This window comes from Arthrobacter gandavensis (assembly GCF_039528575.1).
Lineage (GTDB): Bacteria > Actinomycetota > Actinomycetes > Actinomycetales > Micrococcaceae > Arthrobacter_B > Arthrobacter_B citreus_B.
In genome coordinates, this window is record NZ_BAAALV010000002.1 from 1438233 (window position 1) to 1457089 (window position 18857).

Here is an 18857-nt window from a genome sequence, read left to right on the forward strand (position 1 = left end):
CGTCCGTCATCCGGCCGTGACACCTATAAACGCGTCCGCCATGGCCTCCACGGTTTCCCGGGCATCGATGGCCGAGAGCCAGTCCGCCGGCAGCGCCTCGAGCCCGTAGAGGACGCCCAGGATGTTTCCCGTCACCGAGGCAGTGGAGTCGCTGTCGCCGTCGTGGTTTACCGACAGGCCCACGGCCCGGCGGAAATGCTCCTGCGGCGTGCCGGCGTTCGATGCGGCCAGGGCCGCGTAGAGGCCTATGGCCAGTGCCTCCTCGGCAACCCATCCTTCCCCCAAAGCCTGCTTCATCTGTTCGGGCGAGACGGATGCCGTCGAGCCGCGGTTCTCCGCAGCCAGTGACACGGCAGCCTGCAGGCGCTCAGCGAGCTCCGGCACTCCGGACCGGGCCGCACGCTCGGCAGCCGCAGCGGCAGCCTCCTGCAGGGTTGCCCCCGCGGGAAGCAGGTCGTGGATCAGGGAGCTGAAGACCGCGGCGCTGTGCAGGGCGGAGGGATGTCCGTGGGTCAGGGCAGCGCCGTCGGCGCTGAACTTGTAGACAGTTTCTTCGGACACGTAGGGGAGCAGACCAAAAGGCGCCGAGCGCATCACGGTGCCGCAGCCCTTGGATTCAGCGTTAACGGGCCTGTACTTCGTGCCCATCTCACCGGTCAGCAGCCCGGACAGGCAGGCGTTGCCGGGGGCACGGCGGTGATGGAGTACTTCCTGGGCGTCGATCCAGCGGTCCGGCTGGTCCGGTGCGTTGGCAGGCAGGGCCTCGCCCTGGGTCTTGAGCCAGCGGAGGTAGGCCAGCCACAGACACGCGGTCTCATCGGCGCCCACGCCGTCATTGGCCCACTGCAGCACCTCCACCAAGCCGTCCACGGTATACAGGGTCATCTGGGTATCGTCGGAAACCGGGGCAGGTGCATCCAGCTGGCTGAAGTCCGTGAGTCCGCCGGAACCAAAGCGGGCGCGTATGCCGTCCAGGGAGTCGAACTCCACTGCGTATCCGAGGGCATCGCCGAGAGCGCCCCCGAGAAGGCATGCACGGACCTTGGAGCGGAAAAGTTCAGGATCTGCCTGCGGCAGGGGCACAGAATCGTTCACTTATCCAGCATAGGTCGCCTGGCGTCCTGCCCTCCCGCAGCGGGAGCGAGTGTATGCTCAGTGCGCACCCAGCAGCCTCACAGGAAGCGGTGGAAGGCTGGGGTGTTTGTGCGGCCCCGGACCCTGTTTGAAGACTGCGCCGCACACCGAACCACGTTTTTCACCAACTGATTGGAATAACTCCTCCCATGACTGCAGAGCCACACAACCCAGCCGGCGCGAGCGCCGCAGCGGCCGAAGGCACCACCATCACGTCCCTGCGCTCCTACGGGCTCCTTGGCCGCAGCATCGCGGAAGCGGCGGGTTCCTTCCTGCTGGTGCTGGCGGGCCTGGGCGTCTCCTTCTTCAATCCTTCCGGCGGACTGTCTGCTCCCCTGGCCTTCGGGCTGGTCCTGGCCGCCGCAATGATTGCCTTCGGCTACATCTCCGGCGGGCATTTCCTGCCCACCATCACCATCGGCAGCGCGCTGGCCGGACGCACATCGTGGAAGGCAGTGCTGCCGTACATCGTGGCTCAGCTGGTCGGTGCGCTGTTCGCTGCCCTGATCCTGTGGGTCTCGATGACCGGACACCCGCAGATCCCGGAGACGCAGCCCTTCTTCGCCGCCGTTGCGAACGGCTTCGCCGAGAACTCGGCCACGCAGTTCCCGCTGGCCGGTGCCCTGCTGACCGAGGTCATCGCCGCCGCGCTGCTGACCGCCGTCTTCCTTGGCGCCGGAACGCGCCTTTCCACCGCGGCCAGTGCCTTCGCCGTCGGCGTCACCTACGCCGCGCTCCTGACCTTCTTGGTTCCCATCACCGGCGGTTCCATCAACCCCGCCCGCTCCACCGCCGTGGCAGTATTCGCCGAGCCCTGGGCCATCGAGCAGCTGTGGCTCTTCTGGCTTGCTCCGCTGCTGGGTGCGGCCATCACCGGCCTGATCTACCGCAGCCTTGATTTCGCGGTGCCCGCCTCCGCGGCGGTGATCGTGGAAGAGACCTTTGAAGACGACGGCGATTTTGCCGCCGAGACCACTGCAGCCGCAGGGGTTGACACTGCGGGTTCAGGAGATGAGGACCGCGCGGGTGCCGGCCGCACGGACGCAGACGACGCAGCTGCCCGCGGTTTCTTCGAAGCCGACTCTGCCGAAGCGTCCAGGGAAGACGGAGAGCAGGACGGCGGCAACGCCTCCGGCAGCCACCGCTCCTAGCTTCCAGGCGGGGTGAACCCGCCGACCCTCCCGCCCGCAGGCGGCACTGCAGTATCCGGCCCTGGCCCGCGAATCTGCTGTGTCACCGGCGGGCGGTAGTTTTATGGGTATGCGAATCCTGCACACTTCCGACTGGCACCTGGGCCGTTCCTTCCACGGCGTGGGGATGCTCCAGGCACAGCACGCCTTCCTGGACCAGCTCCTGGAAACGGTCCGCAGGGAGGAGATTGACGCCGTGCTCATCTCCGGGGACGTCTATGACCGTGGGCTGCCCGGAGTGGACGTGGTTCGGCTGCTGGATGAGGCGCTCGCTGGGATTACCGCTGCCGGGGCAAGGGTGGTCCTCACCAGCGGCAACCATGATTCCGCTGCCCGCCTGGGATTTGGCGGACGCATTTTTGAGCAGGGCGGAGTCCACCTGAGGACAGGCGTCGACGCGATCGCATCCCCGGTCCTGCTGCGTGAGGGCTTGGCCACTGTGGCGGTGTACGGCATTCCCTACCTGGAACCGCGCCTCGCCGCCCCTGAACTTGGTGCCGACGTTCCCCCCAACCATGCGGGCGTGCTTGGCGAAGCTGTTCGGAGGATCCGGCTGGACGTCCAGGAGCGCCGTGAGGCCGGGGAACCGGTGCTTCCGGTGGTCATGGCCCATACATTTGCCTCAGGCGGCATTACCTCGGACAGCGAACGGGACCTGTCCGTGGGCGGAGTCGGTGCCGTACCGCTGGACCTCTTCAGCTCTTTCACCTATGCCGCGCTGGGCCATTTGCACGGACGCCAGGAGCTGGCGCCGAATGTTTGGTACAGCGGCTCCCCGCTGCCGTACTCCTTCTCCGAGGCGCGCCAGGCGAAGGGCGGGCTGCTGGTGGAACTTGGCCCGTCAGGCCTGGCCGGGGTGACACCCGTTCCCTGGACGGCGCCGAAACGGCTGGCAGTTCTCCGGGGAACGCTTCAGGAACTCCTGGAAGATCCGGCACATGCCCACGCCGAAGACGCCTGGTGCCAGGTCACCCTCACCGACGACAGCCGTCCGGCCAAGGCCATGGAGCAGATCCGTACGCGCTTCCCGGACACCCTGGTGCTCTCCTTTGACCCGGCGTCGGGCCCGCGGGGCGTCAATGAGAGCTACAGCCGGAGGCTGGCCAGGGCTACGGACGACCTCGATGTCTGCTGCGGATTCCTGGACCATGTGCGCTCGCGGGAAGCCTCCGCGGAAGAAAAAGCAGTGTTCACCGAAGTGCTGCAGAAGGTCAACGCGGCGGAGGCAGCAAAGTGAGGATCCACCGGCTGGAAATGCAGGCGTTCGGTCCGTTCGCCGGCCGTGAGCACATCGACTTCGACGAGCTGGGCGCACAGGGACTGTTCCTGCTCAACGGGCCCACCGGTGCAGGAAAGACCAGTGTGCTGGATGCCGTCTGCTTCGCCCTCTACGGGTCGGTTCCGGGTGCACGCCAGGAAGCCCGGAAGCTTCGCAGCGACCACGCTGCCCCGGGGGTGGCGCCCGAAGTCCTCCTGGATTTCAGTGCGGGGGACCGGCGGTTCAAAGTCATCCGCAGCCCCCAGTGGGAGCGTCCGGCCAAGCGGGCCGGGAGCGCCACCGGAACAGTCACCGAACAGGCGCGCACCCTGCTCAGCGAGCTGGTCCAGGGGGAGTGGGTCCAGAAAACGGCCCGGAACGATGAGGCCGCAACGGAGATCCAGGATCTGCTCGGCATGAGCCGTGAGCAGTTCACCCGCGTGGTCATGCTCCCCCAGGGCGACTTTGCTGCCTTCCTGCGGGCCGACGCCACCTCCCGCGCGGAGCTGCTGCAAAGACTCTTTGGGACCTGGCGCTATGAGGAGATCGAGCAGCAGCTCAAGTCCGAGGCCGACGCCGCGAAGGCTGAGCTGTCCCTGGCGCAGGCAGATGCAGAACTCCTGCGCGCACAGGCACGAAGCGAGGCTGAACGCTGCGCCCGCCTGCTGGGCAGCGAGGAAACCGGTTCCGCGGCGCCGGCTGAACCAGGTGCCGCGGAGCAGGACAAGGCTGAAGCGGGATCGGCATGGATCAGCGCCGTGCGCACCGCCGTCACTGATCAGCTTGCCTCCCTGCGGCTCGCCCAGGCGAGGAAGAGCACCGGCTTCAAAGAAGCCGAAGATCTCCTGCACAAGCTCGAAGCACGCCGTGCGCGGGGCCTGGCCCGGCTCCAGCTCGAGGCTGAAGAGCGCGAACACGCCGTGCGGCAGGCCGCCAGCCTGCCTAAGCGGGCCATGCTTGAATCCCATCGGCGGGCGGAGGGGCTCAAAGGGTACCTGGACGCGTTCAGCTCTGCGGAGCAGGGGTGCCGGCGGACGGAAGCCGCAGGACTCAGCGCCCTCCTGGCCCTGCACTCCGCTGCAGCCCCCGCCGGGCTGGGGGACCTTGTCCCGGAAGGGATTCCGGCGCCGCAGGCACCCGGGATGCAGCTGCCGGACGCCGATTCACTGGCCGAGCTGGAAGAGCGAACCGCCAAAGAACTCTCGGCCGCCGAGAATGCGCTTGCCGATGCTGAGCGCGCGGCCGAACTGGCTGCGCTGAAAACCCGGGAAGAGGCACGGGAAGCGAAGCTCCGCGGGGAAGCCGCAGAAGCGGAGGACGCTGCCGCGGCATTCCGGGAAGAACAGGCTTCCCTGCGCTCGGCACTCCCCGGCCTGCGGTCCGCCGCCGCGGAAACGGACGCTGCCCGGCGGAGGATCCAGGATGCTGACAGCACGCTGGAGGTGATCCAAAGCTACAAAGTTGCCCATGCTGCGGCGGTGGAATCAGCGGAGCACGCGGCCCAGGCCCGCCAGACGTATCAGGACGCACGCGGCCAGTGGCAGGACCTGCTGCAGCTGCGGCTGGACCAGGCGGCCGCGGAACTGGCTGCGTCCCTTGAACCAGGCCGGGACTGTCCCGTGTGCGGCAGTACTTCCCACCCTGCTCCGGCGCCTCTGCCTGAGGGCGGGCAGTTCGTATCGCGGGAGGAGGAAGCCGCCGCCCGGACGGCGAGCGCTGCCGCGGAGAAGCAGTGGGAGGCAGCTCGTGCCGCGGCGGAGGCAGACGCTTCCGCCGCCGCTGCCCTGCGCGCCCAGGGAGGGGAATCGGATCCCGGCGAGGCGAAGCGGGCCCGCGAGGCGGCGGAGGAAGACCTCCGCGCCGCCGAACAAGCTGCGGCCGGACTCACCGACGCGGAGGACCGGCTCCGGGCAATCGAAGCTGAACTCGGCCAGTTGGAGAAGACGAGGTCCCGTCTTCTCCAGGAAGCTGCCCAGTCACAGGCCCGTGCCGCGGCCGCTGCAGAGGAATCGGCCGAACTGGGCCGCAGGGGGTCGGGGGACCTCTCAGACCCGGCGGCACTCTCTGCACGGCTGGAGCAGCTGGAAAGCCTGCGCCGCCGCACAGCCTCGGCCAGGACGGCGCTGCAGGCAGCCAGGCAGTCAGGCAGCTTCCAGGCTGAAGCAGCCCAGGCACTGCAGGACGCGCTCTCCGGGACTGGTTTCCCGGACGCCGATGCAGTGCGCGCAGCGTTGCTGCCCGCGGCCGAAGCGGAGGAACTGCGTGCCGCATTCGAGGCACTCGATGCACAGGCCGCACGCCTGGCCATGCGGCGCGAAGATGAGGATGCGCTGGCGCAGCTGGACAGCGAGGGCCTGCCCGAGCCCATGCCTGATGAGGAGGACGTCGCTGAGGCCGCGGAAGCCGCCGACGCGGCACGGCAGGCCTTGTCCGACGCGGCAGTGCAGATCGGGCTGCTGGAAGGATCAGCGGGGACTCTCGAAGACCTGGCCGCACAGCTGGCCGAGGCCGAAGCTGAGATGGAACCGCTGCACCGGCGCTGCAGCCTCCTTCAGTCACTCAGCGACACGGCACGGGGCAACGGGGAGAACAACTACAGGATGGCGCTGAGTACCTACGTCCTCGCGGCCCGGCTGGAGCAGGTTGCCGCTGCGGCAACGGAGCGGCTCGCGGCGATGACCGGCGGACGGTATTCGCTGGTGCACGACGATTCGAAGTCCGGAAACCGAAAGGCGGGACTCGGCCTGCATGTCATCGACGACTGGACAGGCGTGCGCAGGGACACCTCAACGCTCTCCGGCGGCGAGTCCTTTATGGCGTCGCTGGCCCTTGCCCTTGGCCTGGCTGACGTCGTCCAGCAGGAATCCGGGGGGACAAGCATGGAAACCCTGTTTGTTGACGAGGGGTTCGGCAGCCTCGACGAGGAAGCGCTGGAACAGGTGATGGACGCCCTCGAAGGGCTGCGCGACGGCGGACGCGTGGTTGGCCTGGTGAGCCACGTCAGTGAAATGAAGCAGCGCATCAGCGCGCAGCTGCAGATCTCCCGCGGACGCAACGGTTCAACGGTGAGCTACCGAACGGTGCAGGCATTGCCGGCCTAGCGGTCCGGCCGGACGCCGGAGGTGGTGGTGTGTGCCGCGGCCGCCCACCGGGCCTGTACGCCAGGAGCGAGCACGCACCCCGCCCATCTTCCCGGCGGGGTAGGATCGGCATGTAACCGGGTCGGGCGCATCGGGAGGAGGGACGATGCGCGATTTTTGCCTGAACTGAGTACCGCATGAAACCTTTTACCCCTGACCAGCAGCCCGGCGCCGGCCGCCCTGCTCTGGAAAACGCGTCCACTGCTCCTGAAAACGCCGCCGCTGAAAACCACGGCATTAAAACCGCTGCCGCTGCTCCGGCCCAAGGCCGCTTCGGCCGCATTCTGGAACTTGCCGGGCCCGCCTTCTTCTCCATCGCCTTCCTGGCCCGGCTGCCGCTGGCGATGCTCACCATCGGGGCCCTGACACTGGTCACCAGTATCACCGGGTCCTATGCGCAGGGCGGTTTTGCTGCCGGGGCCGTGGGTGTCGGGTCGGCTCTGGGTGGTCCCGCCCTTGGATACCTTGCAGACCGCATCGGCCAGCGTCCGGTGCTGCTGGGGGCTGCGGTCGCCAACCCGCTGCTGATTACGGCCGCGATCCTCACTGCCCTGCAGCTTCCGGACGGGGGCCCGTTTGCCGCCGTCCTGGCCGCAGCCTTCGGCATGGGAGCCACCGGACCGCAGGTTGGGCCGCTGGCAAGGGTGCGCTGGATGGCACTCACCTCCAGGGACCGGACCGGCAAGGAACTAGGCACGGCCCTGTCCTACGAGAGCATGGCCGACGAACTGAGCTTTGTGCTTGGCCCGGCCCTTGTGGGCGTGCTCGCCGCGGCAGTCGCCCCTTGGCTGCCCCTGGCGCTGGCGGCGGTGCTTTCAGCCTCCATGGTCAGTGCGTTCGCGTTCCACCGCTCCGCAGCGGTCGTCCTCCCTGCCCCCAGGCGAACTAAGGACACGGCGACGACGCCGGGGGACCGCGCCGCGCGAAGCGGCACCTCCTGGGGACTGCTGGCACTGCCCGTTCTGGGCATGGTGGCAATGGGCACCTTCTTCGGGGCTACCCAGGCGTCCCTGGCCGCCTTTGGCGGCACTTTCGGAGCCGCTGATGCAGCTGGCCTGCTGTACTCGATCATGGGGATCAGCTCCGCGGCCGCTGCCCTGTCCGTGGCATTCTGGCCCCAGCGTTTCAGCCAGTCCGCGCGCTGGGTTGTGTCGGCTGCGGCCATGACCGCCGCGGCCCTGCTGCTGCTGGTACCTTCGGGCATCCCAGGCATGCTGGCTGTTCTTTTCGTCCTGGGCATTCCGGTGGGCCCAACCATGGTCAGCATCTTCGGCATTGGCGCCGAGCTGGCGCCGCCGCATCTGATGGGCACCTTCATGACGCTGCTGGCCAGCGGCACGGTCGCCGGCACCGCAGTTGGTTCAGGATTGGCGGGCCCGCTGGCGGAAGCCTTCGGCCACCCGGCAGCGTTCCTGGTCAGTGCCGGTGCAGCCGCGTCGCTGCTGGTGCTGGGCCTTGCTTCTGCCGCGGCCGTACGGCGTGCGAAGAACCAAACAGCATAGCCCGGCGGGGGAGGGAAGACCCCCTTCGCAGGCGCGGCTCGGGTAACATTACGCAGCCGGTCTCGATTGTGTTTCCAATCACATAATTTCCTTGACGAGGGGTGACGCATTTCATAGCGTTTACCTGTAGAACTTTTGTTCAACATGCGAACAACCGGGAAGCCACAGGCTTCAGGGATCGCAGCTGAACGGGGGTTTTCGCCCTGCGGCCGTCTTCGCGGGGTTCCACCGTACAAGGAGCGCTTTTAGTGAAACGCAATGCCCCCGTCCTCCTGGCCGCAGCGGCCGCTTTGACCCTCAGCGCCTGTGGAGGCGGATCTCTTTCCGGTGACGAGAGCGCCTCGGGTGCTGAGGGCACCACCGGCCTCACCACACTCTCGGTGGGAATCATGCCCATTGTGGATACTGCTCCCATCTGGCTGGGCAAAGAGCAGGGATTCTTTGAGGCTGAAGGCCTGGACCTGGATATCCAGACCACAACGGGCGGAGCTGCCGCCGTGCCCGGCGTAGTGAGCGGTGATTTCGACTTTGCCTTCGGCAACGTTGTTTCCGTAATGGTCGCCAATGACAAGGGTCTGGATATCGAGCTGGTCTCAAACGGCAACTCGACTACCGGAGACACCTCTTCCGATTTCGGCGCCGTCGTCGTCCCGGCCGAATCCGACATCCAGAGCGCCGCCGACCTGGCCGGCAAGACGGTCTCCGTCAACAATCTTTCCAACATCGGTGACACCACCATTCGAAAGCTCGTGGAGAAGGCGGGCGGGGACCAGGAGAGCATCAAGTTCGTCGAGGTGCCCTTCCCCGATGCACCCGCCGCCATTGAGTCAGGCCAGGTCGACGCTGCCTGGATCCTGGATCCGTTCCTCACCCAGACCGTGGAAAACGGTGCACGGGTTATTGCCTACAACTTCGCTGAAACCCACCCCAGCCTGGACATCAGCGGCTACTTCACCACCTCCGCCTACATCGAGCAGAACCCCGAGACCGTCGAGAAGTTCACCAGGGCCATGAAGAAATCCCTGGAGTACGCCCAGGAAAACCCTGACGCGGTCCGGGAAATCGTAGGCACCTACACGAAGATCGACGAAGAAATGCGCGCCAAGATGGTCCTGCCTGCTTTCCACGCAGATTTCGACCGTGAGGGCCTGACGATCCTCGGCGAAGCAGCGGCCAGCTACGGAACGCTGTCCAAGGCGCCGGACCTGGACGCTATGCTGCCGGCACAGGACTAGCAACGCGCCCCTCCGCCCGGTTCGAGAAGAACGAGAGCATATGAAATCCGCTAAACGTCTCCCCACGGGGCCGTTGCTGGGGCTGGCAGGAATCCTCGGATTCCTGCTGACCTGGGAACTGATTCCCCGACTCGGAGTGGTCAATCCCCGATTCCTTCCTCCGGCCAGTGAGGTGCTGGGAGTCTTCATCAGCAACCTGGGCCTAGGTGCGTTCTGGGCCGCCGTCGTGGACACCATGACGGGATGGTTCCTCGGACTCCTGATCGCAACGCTCGCGGCCGTGGTCCTTGGCCTGGTCATCGGCTCCAGCAACTTCCTGCGCAAGGCCACCAACTCCACCATCGAGTTCCTTCGTCCCATCCCATCGGTGGCACTGATTCCGCTGGCCGTCCTGCTGTTCGGCTTCCGCATTGAATCGACGCTGCTGCTGGTGGTTTACGCATCCTTCTGGCAGGTCCTGATCCAGGTCCTGTACGGGGTGGCGGACGTGGACCCGGTCGCCAACAACACGGCCAAGAGCTTCGGGCTCGGCCGCCTGGCGAGGATCCGCTACGTCGTGTGGCCAACCACGCTTCCGTACCTGATGACCGGCGTCCGGCTCGCCGCCGCCGTGGCCCTTATCCTGGCCATTACCGCGAGCCTGATCATCGGTTCACCCGGACTGGGCAAGGAGATTGCCAACGCCCAGTCCGGCGGCGCGATTGCCCAGATGTACGCACTGGTGCTGACCACGGGCGTGCTGGGCATCCTGATCAATATGGGCATGCGCATTGTTGAACGCCGCACCCTGTCCTGGCACAGCTCGGTCCGCGGGGAGGTAGTGGTATGAACACGCTCAAGAAAGCGGGCTACCTCGTAGGCCTGCCGGCGCTGCTGATTTTCATCTGGTGGATCAGCACGCAGGGAAGCACAAACTTCTTCGTCCCGAAGCCGGGCACGCTTGTGGAGAAGTTCGTGACGGTCTGGACCTGGGACCGCATCATGACGGACGTGCTGCCCAGCCTTATCCGGCTGGTAACAGGCATCGCGCTGGCGATCGTGCTCGGCACCGTACTCGGCATCCTGGTGGGCACCACCCGCTGGCTGCGGAGCCTGCTCGAACCGGTCCTCGAGTTCTTCCGGGCGATCCCGCCGCCGGTGCTCATCCCGGTACTGATGCTGCTGATCGGCATCAATGACCAGATGAAGATTGCGGTCATTGTCTCCGGCTGCATCTGGCCGGTGCTCCTGAACACCATCGAAGGCGTCCGCGCCGTAGACGGTGTCCTCAGCGACTCTGCCCGTACGTTCCGCATCAGCGGCTTTGCCCGCCTGCGTTACCTGGTGCTTCCCAGCGCCAGCCCGCAGATCATGGCCGGCGTCCGCCAGTGCCTGTCAATCGGCTTGATCCTCATGGTCATTTCGGAGATGTTCGCGTCCTCCGAAGGCCTGGGTTTCACCATCGTCCAGTTCCAGCGGTCCTTCGCCATTCCCGAAATGTGGAGCGGCATCGTGGTCCTTGGCCTGATCGGCGTGGCCATGTCATTTTTGTTCCAGTGGGCCGAACGCCGCATCCTCGGCTGGTACCACGGTTTGAGAGAGGTAGAACATGCAGAGTAATCCCACGGAAGGCCCCGCCCAGCCGCTGCTGTCGGTCCGGGGTGTCCAGAAGATCTATAAGGTCGATGCCGGGGAGATCGAAGCTGTCCGCAACCTGACCTTCGACCTTCGCCCGGGTGAGCTCGTCTGCCTGGTTGGGCCTTCGGGCAGCGGCAAGACCACGCTGCTGAAGATCATCGCCGGCCTCATGGCACCCACCTCCGGCGAGGTTGTCCTGGCAGGCAAGAAGGTCACCGAACCTCCGAAGGACATGGCTGTTGTCTTCCAGGAGTACGGGCGCAGCCTGTTCCCCTGGATGACGGTCCGCGGCAACGTGGAGCTGCCGCTCAAGAACGCAGGCATAGCCAAGGGTGAACGGAACCAGCTGGTGGACGATGCGCTGGAGGCCGTGGGCCTGGCTCATGTGCCCACCAGCTATCCGTGGCAGCTCTCCGGCGGCATGCAGCAGCGTGTGGCAATTGCCCGCGCCGTCGCGTACCAGCCCAAGGTGCTGCTGATGGATGAGCCGTTTGCCGCCGTCGACGCCCAGACCCGTGCGGACCTGGAAGACCTGGTGCGCAGCGTCTGGGAGAAGCTGGGCGTAACGATCCTGTTCGTCACGCATGACATTGACGAGTCGGTGTACCTGGGGGAGCGCGTAGTGGTCCTCTCCAGCTCACCGACCGTGGTGCAGGAGGACATTGTGATTGACCTCCCGGAGAAACGTGACCAGCTAACAACCCGGTCGCTTCCTCGTTTCGTGGAGCTTCGCAACCACGTGTACGAGCAGATCCAGATTGCCAAGCAGAACAAGGGCCAGGTATCTCCTGCTGCCGCCGCGGCTCCGCGGACCACGGTTCCGCACGTTCCGGCGACCACTCACGGAGTGCTGGCGGACGGCGGCGCCGGAGACGGTTCCTAGGGCACATCCATACGGCGTCCAGCACAGGGCCGGTGGTTTCCTCCTTGGGGGGCGGAAACCACCGGCCCTGTGCTGTGTGCGGCGGGTGGCCTAGTATCGGAAGTCAGGCGCCTGCCGGCCGGTTTGGTTCGCAGGCCACCCAAGGGGAGGAAAGACCATGGTCGATGCAGGCAAGGGAACGCCCGAAGAGCAGGACAAGAAGGGCGGCGCAGGGCCGGAAGGCACCATCCCTGATTCGGGTGACGGCGTGGCTGCGTCCAGCACTGAAGACGCATCCAACTTTGAACCCGAAGAAGATACCGGCGCCGGTTCCTGACCCGGAGGACAGCGGTAGCCGGCCGGTCTCCCGGTGCCCTTAGCCCAGGCTTGGGGCGTGCGAAGGAGGCAGCGGGATATAGATGTTCCCCGTTGTCACTCCACCGGTGCAGACTTCTTCGGCATCTGCGTCTTCAGCGGCGGTCCGGGGTGCGGCGATCTCCGGCTCTGACGCGAGCACCCTAAGTACGGCCGCTGCCTCCTGTGCACCGGGCCGGGCATCGGGAAGCCGGTTGGTCATTGCACGGAGCAGCTCCACCCAATCAGTTCCGAGGGACTCGGGGATCTCGGGATCGCGGAGCAAGCGGGCCACGGCGGCTTCGACGATGGGACCCGGGAAGGCCTTTTCACCGGTCAGGGACTCCAGGAGCACCAAACCCAGGGAGTAGATGTCCGTGGAAGGAGCCACCGTTCCGCCCTGCGCCTGTTCCGGGCTGAGGTAATTGGCGGTGCCGATTGTTGCGCCGTGGGCTGTCGCGACTGTGGCCTCCACGAGGCGGGCAATGCCGAAGTCGGTGAGCTTGGGGTACAGCCGGGAATCGTGCTCCTGCGGGAAGAGCAGGATGTTAGCCGGCTTGACGTCCCGGTGTATGACTCCCTTGGAGTGGACATAGGCGAGGGCGTCGGCCAGGTCTGCTCCCAGGGAAGCGACCGACACAGCGGGCAGCGGGCCGGACTTCAAAGTGCGGCGCAGGTCCGGTCCGTCCACCAATTCCATGACCAGGTAGTTCAGGACCTGGCCGTCTTCTTCATGGTGCAGTCCCGCATCCAGGAGAGTTACCAGCCCGGGATGGTTCAGGGTTGCCAGCAGCAGGGTTTCGGTGTGCTGGCGGCGGTAGTCGTCATCTTCCTGGACGGTGGGCCGGAAGACTTTGACGGCAACCTCGCGGCCCAGGTTCTCATCCATCGCCCGGTGCACGGAAGCAGCGCCACCGGAGCCGATCAGGTCGGTGGTGCGGTAACGCTGCCCCAGGAATAAGTCCACGGGCGTCCTCACTTAAGCTTGAAACTGCGGGGATGGAACATGGATGGATGCTGCACAAAATGGTCGAAGGTAAATCGAAAGCACACTTAGTAATTCCATTTCAGTGTACTGACTATTCGATCCTATCCTGCGCAGACACCCCTTCCGCTCCGATTTGCCCCGCCGTAACCAACTCTTGACCTTGTGTCAGGCCCGGACGTCCAGGAACTCGACGGCCGCGTTCTTGAAAGCCCGGGACGTCACGGCATTGGCATGCCGGCGCCCGGGCAGCAGAAGCAGGTCAGCCTGCCCGTTGAGTGCTGCAAGCTGCGGCGCCGTCAACGCCAGCTCGTCCTGATCGCCGGCCACCAGCAGCAGCGGCATCGCCGGGACGGCAGCCTCCGGCTGGAACGGTTCTTCCTTGATCGCTTCGATCAGGGTCAGGAGAGCATCCAGGTTATTGCCGGGCACAAGCTGGGCCATCCGCAGCAGATCGGAGCTCACGGGATCCGCCAGCGGAGTCCCGTCCGCCAGGAACTGCCGGGCGCCGTCCAGGTCGAAGTCTGCCAGCGGGTCCCCGGCTCCCGGCCCGCCCAGCACCATGCGGTGCACCAGGTCGGGAGCGGCTGCACCCAGTTCCCACGCGAGCCGCGAACCAAGCGAGTATCCGACCACGTCCACTCCGGAGGAAGGATCGTCGTCGGCGAGCGGGCGCACGCCTGCCTCGGAGAGCAGATCCAGCAGGCGGGCCTGGATCCGGCTCGGCGAGTAGTGCTCCCGTTCCCGGGGTGCATCGCTGCGGCCGTGTCCGGGCAGGTCCACCGTGATGACCCGCCGTCCGGCGCCGGTCAGTGCGGTGATCCAGCCCGTGGACTCCCAGTTCAGCTCCGTTGAGGAGGCAAACCCGTGCAGCACAAGCACCGGACGCAGCGAAGTGCCGCCGTCGGCCTCGTGGACTTCGCTGTACAGGGCAGGGGAGGTGCCGATGCCTGCGCCCACGCTTAGTCCTCGTCCAGGACGGCGGAGAGCCGGACCCGGCGGCGGGCCGGCGCTTCCTGCGGGACGGTGCCGACAATCCCCGCAGTGTCATCGGGAACCTCGAAGACCACCAGGGGCTCGCCGACGTTGATCTTCTCGCCGGCTTCTCCATAGATCCGGGCAACGACGCCGGCCTGGGGGGACGGCAGCTCAACTGCGGACTTGGACGTCTCAACCTCCACCAGCGGCTGGTTGCGCTCCACCTGGTCACCGGGGGCTACCAGCCATTCCAGGACAGTTGCTTCGATCAGGCCTTCGCCCAGGTCAGGCAGGGGAAATGAAATTTCAGCCACGCCGGTACTCCAATACTCGCTGGATCCCAAAGAGGATGCGGTCAATGTTCGGGATGTATTCGTCTTCCAGGTCACCCGAGGGATACGGTACGTCGAATCCGGTCACCCGCTCCACCGGGGCCTTGAGTGTGTCGAAACAGTGCTGGGTGATGAGCGCGGCAACTTCCGCCCCCAGCCCGGCAGTGAGCGGGGCTTCATGCACGACGACGGCGCGCCGGGTCTTCGAAACCGAGGCTGCCAGCCCTTCGGCGTCGATCGGCTTCAGCCAGCGCAGGTCGAGGACCTCGATTTCGATTCCGTCCTCGGCTGCCAGTTCGGCGACCTGGAGGCATCGGGCAACCATGGCGCCCCAGGCAACCAGGGTCAGGTGCTTGCCTTCGCGGACCACCTGTGAACCCTGCAGGTTTCCCGGAGTGCCGGGGTCCACGGTGTCCTTCTGCCAGTAGCGGGACTTCGGCTCCATAAAGATGACGGGGTCCGGCTGGGCGGCGGCGTGCTTGAGCAGGTGGTAGGCCTGGTGGGGGCTCGACGGCGAGACTACCTTCAGGCCCGGAACATGTGCGAAGAGCGCCTCGAGGGACTCGCCGTGGTGTTCCGGTGCCCGGATTCCGCCGAAGCTCGGCACACGAAGGGTTACCGGCATGGGCATGGTGCCGCGGCTGCGGTAGTTCATGCGGGCCAGCTGGGTGATGATCTGGTTGACGGCCGGGTACGCGAATCCGTCGAACTGGACCTCGGGGATTGGGTGGAAGCCGGCCATTGCCAGGCCCACGGACATCCCCAGGATGCCGGATTCGGCCAGGGGGGTATCGAAGACCCGGTCGGCGCCGAAGCGCTTCTGCAGGCCGTCGGTAATGCGGAACACGCCGCCGAGCCGGCCGACGTCCTCCCCAAGAACTATGGCCTTGGGGTCCGCGGCGAGGATTTCAGCCAGGGCGCGGTTCAGTGCGGCCTGCATGGACAGGGTTTCAGTGGGGTCCGAAGCGGAGCCGGCCTCCATGGGGCGTACTCCTTCGGTCAGCTGGCTAGACATGCTCGGATTCCTCCCGCCAGGCGCGGGCCTGGGCCTTGAGTGCATCAGTGGGTTCGACGAAGACATAGTCGAACATTTCCCGGCCCGGCCGCGGCTTTAGTGCCTGGATGCCTTCCCGGACGGTATCGGTGTGTGCCTTGGCCTCGGCGGCAGCGGAGTCCAGGAACGCCTGGTCGGCCGCACCGCTGCGCAGCAGCAGGTCTGCCAGCCGCGTCACGGGATCCTCGCCGCCGTCACGCCGTTCCTCGTCAAGGGTGCGGTAGCGCCCCGGATCGTCGCTGGTGGAGTGCGGACCGCGGCGGTAGGTCATGGCCTCGATCAGTACCGGTCCGTTGCCCGCCCGGGCGTGTTCAAGAGCTGCCCGGGTTGCCCGCACGACGGCGGGAGCGTCGTTGCCGTCCACAGTCACCGAGGCTATTCCGTAGCCTTCCGCCCGGGCGGCAACCCTGCCGCCTGCCACCTGTTCCTCGGTGGGCAGGGAGATGGCCCAGCCGTTGTTCTGGACGAAGAAGACCACCGGCGCCTTCAGTACGCCGGCAAAGTTCATCGCCTCGTGGACATCGCCCTGGGAGCTGGCTCCATCTCCGAAGTAGGTGATGGCAGCGGGGAGGCCGCCTTCGGGGCTGCCGGCACTGCCGGCGGCCAGCCGCTGGCCGTGGGCCCAGCCGACGGCGTGCAGCACTGATCCGCCAACCACGGCCTGGATCGGCGCGAGCCGGGTGGTGACGGGGTTGTACAGGCCGCCATGCCAGCTGGCCTTGTGCGTGGACATGTACTCAACCATGTCCACCCCGAGAGCCAGGGCGACGCCCATCTCCCGGTACGTGGGAAATGCGAAGTCGCGTGTTGGGTCGAGGGCGAAGGCGCTGCCCGCCTGGGCGGCTTCCTGCCCAAGCTCCGGGGCGTAGCCGGGAAGGATTCCCTGGCGCTGCCAGGCCACAGCCGCGACGTCGAGGTCGCGGGTGGCGATCAGCAGTTTGTACAGCTGGCGCAGTTCCTCGGCTGTGAGCTCCGGGATGCTCGTTGTGTCTAGGTCCATAGTGGAAACGTAACGGGCATCACTTCACCGTGCAAACAGTTAGAGGAGTGCTGAGCACACTGTGCACTTCGTCCACCACTAGGCTCAACCACGTATACAAACTGACTACTGATCCGCCCCTGTCTTCGCCGCTCTGTCTGCGCCGCTCCGTTCCGCGCAGCCGTGGTTGCAGCCGCGTTCTGCGTGGGAGGCAGGAGTGCGCGCATGAACTGTGCGGGCAGGACTGGCATTTATTTTATTTCCGGGTATGGTCTGGAATAACGGTTGTTCAGCAAATGCAGAAAACCGCTGTGGATAAAATCTATGCGGCCCCGGACCAGTCCGGAAAGCCGCTGGCCAGACGCCAAGGAGGGCACATTGTCCGGAAACGCCAAAAAGCCAGGTAAGTCCATCAAGGAGAAGCGCGCAGAGAAGCGGGCCAAGTCTGCCGGCGCCGAGCCGGCTCCGCGGAAGCGCAAGGGCCAGTAGGGTCCAAAGCCCGCTGCTGCCCTGCCCTGCCACCCTGCCGGTGACAGGCGTGCTGGCAGGGCAGCAATGCCGGCCGCCCATCGGCCGCCGGATTCCGCAGCCGGAATCGCCCGTTTACCGTGGAAATTCACCGCTCCGGAATTAAAACGGAAACTCATGCCGCTGAATGAGTGCCGAGAATCTATTTGCGGGATAGAAGTTCTCCGAATTTCTCCATTTAGGCTGAACAGAACTGCATTTCGAAGCCCGGCAGCGGCGCCCCATGATGGCCTCTGGCCTGCACTTTTAGCGTGCGTGGCGCAGTGCGGTAAAACCTCCTGTGCAGCTAAAGTTCCCTCAGGGGTGGCACCAGTACGCCCTGTTCCGGGTATGCGCCCGGTTCCGCCCGGATCTCCTGCAGGGAAAGGTTGCCATGGCAACAGATCAGCTCGACGCCCGGATTGTGTCCCTATTTACCGACGATCCTCGGATGTCGGTCCTGGAAGCATCCCGGACGCTCAAGGTAGCCCGTGCCACGGTGCAGGCAAGACTGGACCGGATGCAGCGCAGCGGCGTCATAGCCGGGTGGGGCCCGCGGCTTGATCCGGCCGCCCTCGGGTACGTTGTTACCGCGTATTGCTCGCTGACGATCCGCCAGGATATGGGGCACGACGCCGTCGTTGCGGCGCTTGCCGAGATTCCGGAAATCCAGGAAGCCCACACGGTGTCCGGGGAAAGTGACCTCATTGCCCGTGTGGCTGCCCGCTCCAACTCCGATCTGCAGCGCGTCATCGATTCCATGGTCGCCACCGGAGCAGTGCTGAGGTCATCTTCCGTGATCGTCCTCAATACCCATTTCGAAGGCCGCATGCTGCCTCTGCTGCATGCGGCAGCGGGCTCCGGCGCCGGGGAACCCGAGAAGAGCGCGTAACCTGCCGGCGGCAAACATGCTCTTTCTCCGCAGTTTGAGTTAGAGTCAGCCCGACTCTTACTATTCATGCCGCGGCCCCGGGGCTGCCGGCCAGGAAGGCAGACAGGGATGAGCCCCAGATACGCCAACGTCTCGGAGCGGGAGCAGGAGCCCCCGTCGCTGGCGATTTCCACGGTGATTTTCGCTTTGCGGCCGGATCCGGACACCGGGATCCTGACGCTGTGGCTGCCGTTGGTGCGCCGGATCAGGCAGCCCTACCTGGACCTGTGGGCGCTTCCGGGCGGCCCGCTGCGGGCAAGCGAGTCATTGCAGGACGCCGCAGCACGGAACCTGCGGGAAACCACGGCGCTGACGCCGCGGTACCTTGAGCAGCTCTACGCCTTCGGCGGCGCGGACCGGTCACCTTCCCCCCGGGTGGTTTCGATCGTGTACTGGGCGCTGGTTCAGCCGGACGAGGCGGCCCTGGCCAGGCAGGATGACAACGTCGCCTGGTTCCGGGCAGACAAAGTGGGGACCCTGGCCTTCGACCATAACCAGATTGTGGATTACGCGCTCTGGCGCCTGCGCAACAAACTCGAGTACGGCACCGTGGCTTACGCCTTCCTGGGGTCCACCTTCACCCTCGCCCAGGTTCGGGAAGTCTACGAGGCCGTCCTGGGACGCGACCTCGACCCGGCAAACTTCCGCCGCCAGCTGCAGGCGTCGGTGCACATTGAGCCTACCGAGCACTACCTTCAGGGCGGGCGGCACCGGCCCCCGCGGCTGTACCGCTACACCGGGCCGGATCCCCGGGACGAATCCTTCCCCAGCCAGAGACCAGAAGCAACGGAGCACTGAC

At 66.0% G+C, this 18857-nt stretch carries 17 protein-coding genes; 11 read left to right on the forward strand and 6 right to left on the reverse strand.

What is annotated here, in order from left to right; translation table 11 throughout:
* Positions 1 to 6: 6 nt before the first annotated feature.
* Positions 7 to 1095: an ADP-ribosylglycohydrolase family protein gene (locus ABFX29_RS09995; protein ID WP_246167324.1), complete on the reverse strand. Its 1089-nt coding sequence runs from the start codon at positions 1093 to 1095 to the stop codon at positions 7 to 9.
* Between the two features lie 188 nt (positions 1096 to 1283).
* Here ABFX29_RS09995 and ABFX29_RS10000 point away from each other — a divergent pair, with 188 nt between their 5' ends.
* The 9 genes from ABFX29_RS10000 (at position 1284) to ABFX29_RS10040 (ending at position 12275) form a co-directional block, all read left to right on the forward strand.
* On the forward strand, positions 1284 to 2285 hold the full coding sequence (locus tag ABFX29_RS10000) for an MIP/aquaporin family protein (protein WP_152227046.1): 1002 nt from the start codon (positions 1284 to 1286) through the stop codon (positions 2283 to 2285).
* 109 nt (positions 2286 to 2394) lie between these two features.
* Complete coding sequence (locus ABFX29_RS10005) at positions 2395 to 3561, forward strand: exonuclease SbcCD subunit D (RefSeq protein WP_152227048.1); 1167 nt, start codon at positions 2395 to 2397, stop codon at positions 3559 to 3561.
* Positions 3558 to 6683, forward strand: coding sequence for an AAA family ATPase (locus ABFX29_RS10010; RefSeq protein WP_152227050.1), 3126 nt, complete (start codon positions 3558 to 3560; stop codon positions 6681 to 6683). The genes ABFX29_RS10005 and ABFX29_RS10010 overlap by 4 nt, the downstream gene beginning before the upstream one ends.
* A 176-nt stretch (positions 6684 to 6859) precedes the next feature.
* On the forward strand, positions 6860 to 8224 hold the full coding sequence (locus ABFX29_RS10015; protein WP_246167326.1) for an MFS transporter: 1365 nt from the start codon (positions 6860 to 6862) through the stop codon (positions 8222 to 8224).
* Positions 8225 to 8472: 248 nt separating this feature from the next.
* Entirely contained in the window at positions 8473 to 9459 is a 987-nt protein-coding gene (locus ABFX29_RS10020; protein WP_152227052.1) for an ABC transporter substrate-binding protein, read from the forward strand.
* A 40-nt stretch (positions 9460 to 9499) separates the two neighbouring features.
* Positions 9500 to 10288, forward strand: coding sequence for an ABC transporter permease (locus tag ABFX29_RS10025; protein WP_152227054.1), 789 nt, complete (start codon positions 9500 to 9502; stop codon positions 10286 to 10288).
* Positions 10285 to 11058, forward strand: a complete 774-nt coding sequence (locus ABFX29_RS10030; RefSeq protein ID WP_152227056.1) for an ABC transporter permease — start codon at positions 10285 to 10287, stop codon at positions 11056 to 11058. Before ABFX29_RS10025 ends, ABFX29_RS10030 begins: the two co-directional genes overlap by 4 nt.
* Positions 11048 to 11959 (forward strand): ABC transporter ATP-binding protein, encoded by a 912-nt coding sequence (locus tag ABFX29_RS10035; protein ID WP_152227058.1) that lies wholly within the window; start codon positions 11048 to 11050, stop codon positions 11957 to 11959. Before ABFX29_RS10030 ends, ABFX29_RS10035 begins: the two co-directional genes overlap by 11 nt.
* A 157-nt stretch (positions 11960 to 12116) precedes the next feature.
* Positions 12117 to 12275 carry a hypothetical protein gene (locus ABFX29_RS10040; protein ID WP_170287736.1) on the forward strand — a complete coding sequence of 53 codons (159 nt, stop codon included), beginning with the start codon at positions 12117 to 12119 and terminating at the stop codon, positions 12273 to 12275.
* Between the two features lie 39 nt (positions 12276 to 12314).
* Here the strand turns inward: ABFX29_RS10040 and ABFX29_RS10045 are convergent, their stop codons facing one another.
* The 5 genes from ABFX29_RS10045 to ABFX29_RS10065 all read right to left on the reverse strand — a co-directional run bounded on the left by ABFX29_RS10045 (position 12315) and on the right by ABFX29_RS10065 (position 16641).
* Positions 12315 to 13259, reverse strand: coding sequence for a serine/threonine-protein kinase (locus ABFX29_RS10045; RefSeq protein WP_152227061.1), 945 nt, complete (start codon positions 13257 to 13259; stop codon positions 12315 to 12317).
* 186 nt (positions 13260 to 13445) lie between these two features.
* Positions 13446 to 14237, reverse strand: coding sequence for an alpha/beta fold hydrolase (locus ABFX29_RS10050; protein ID WP_152227063.1), 792 nt, complete (start codon positions 14235 to 14237; stop codon positions 13446 to 13448).
* A 2-nt stretch (positions 14238 to 14239) separates the two neighbouring features.
* Positions 14240 to 14569 carry a biotin/lipoyl-containing protein gene (locus tag ABFX29_RS10055; RefSeq protein ID WP_091603573.1) on the reverse strand — a complete coding sequence of 110 codons (330 nt, stop codon included), beginning with the start codon at positions 14567 to 14569 and terminating at the stop codon, positions 14240 to 14242.
* Complete coding sequence (locus tag ABFX29_RS10060) at positions 14562 to 15602, reverse strand: alpha-ketoacid dehydrogenase subunit beta (RefSeq protein WP_152227065.1); 1041 nt, start codon at positions 15600 to 15602, stop codon at positions 14562 to 14564. Before ABFX29_RS10060 ends, ABFX29_RS10055 begins: the two co-directional genes overlap by 8 nt.
* Entirely contained in the window at positions 15595 to 16641 is a 1047-nt protein-coding gene (locus ABFX29_RS10065) for a thiamine pyrophosphate-dependent enzyme (RefSeq protein ID WP_152227066.1), read from the reverse strand. Before ABFX29_RS10065 ends, ABFX29_RS10060 begins: the two co-directional genes overlap by 8 nt.
* A gap of 880 nt (positions 16642 to 17521) precedes the next feature.
* Here ABFX29_RS10065 and ABFX29_RS10070 point away from each other — a divergent pair.
* Together ABFX29_RS10070 and ABFX29_RS10075 are read left to right on the forward strand one after the other, a co-directional pair.
* A complete protein-coding gene (locus ABFX29_RS10070) occupies positions 17522 to 18019 on the forward strand; it encodes an Lrp/AsnC family transcriptional regulator (RefSeq protein WP_152227069.1) in 498 nt (165 codons plus the stop codon).
* 108 nt (positions 18020 to 18127) lie between these two features.
* On the forward strand, positions 18128 to 18856 hold the full coding sequence (locus ABFX29_RS10075; RefSeq protein ID WP_152227071.1) for an NUDIX hydrolase: 729 nt from the start codon (positions 18128 to 18130) through the stop codon (positions 18854 to 18856).
* Position 18857: the final 1 nt, after the last annotated feature.

What these genes read in the sequence shown, in the direction of transcription:
- ABFX29_RS10025 (WP_152227054.1), top strand. Translation starts at nt 9,500, where the DNA reads ATGAAATCCGCTAAACGTCTCCCCACGGGGCCGTTGCTGGGGCTGGCA.
- ABFX29_RS10040 (WP_170287736.1), top strand. Translation starts at nt 12,117, where the DNA reads ATGGTCGATGCAGGCAAGGGAACGCCCGAAGAGCAGGACAAGAAGGGC.
- ABFX29_RS10060 (WP_152227065.1), bottom strand. Translation starts at nt 15,602, where the DNA reads ATGTCTAGCCAGCTGACCGAAGGAGTACGCCCCATGGAGGCCGGCTCC.
- ABFX29_RS10000 (WP_152227046.1), top strand. Translation starts at nt 1,284, where the DNA reads ATGACTGCAGAGCCACACAACCCAGCCGGCGCGAGCGCCGCAGCGGCC.
- ABFX29_RS10070 (WP_152227069.1), top strand. Translation starts at nt 17,522, where the DNA reads ATGGCAACAGATCAGCTCGACGCCCGGATTGTGTCCCTATTTACCGAC.
- ABFX29_RS10035 (WP_152227058.1), top strand. Translation starts at nt 11,048, where the DNA reads ATGCAGAGTAATCCCACGGAAGGCCCCGCCCAGCCGCTGCTGTCGGTC.
- ABFX29_RS10075 (WP_152227071.1), top strand. Translation starts at nt 18,128, where the DNA reads ATGAGCCCCAGATACGCCAACGTCTCGGAGCGGGAGCAGGAGCCCCCG.
- ABFX29_RS10030 (WP_152227056.1), top strand. Translation starts at nt 10,285, where the DNA reads ATGAACACGCTCAAGAAAGCGGGCTACCTCGTAGGCCTGCCGGCGCTG.
- ABFX29_RS10015 (WP_246167326.1), top strand. Translation starts at nt 6,860, where the DNA reads ATGAAACCTTTTACCCCTGACCAGCAGCCCGGCGCCGGCCGCCCTGCT.
- ABFX29_RS10005 (WP_152227048.1), top strand. Translation starts at nt 2,395, where the DNA reads ATGCGAATCCTGCACACTTCCGACTGGCACCTGGGCCGTTCCTTCCAC.
- ABFX29_RS10065 (WP_152227066.1), bottom strand. Translation starts at nt 16,641, where the DNA reads ATGGACCTAGACACAACGAGCATCCCGGAGCTCACAGCCGAGGAACTG.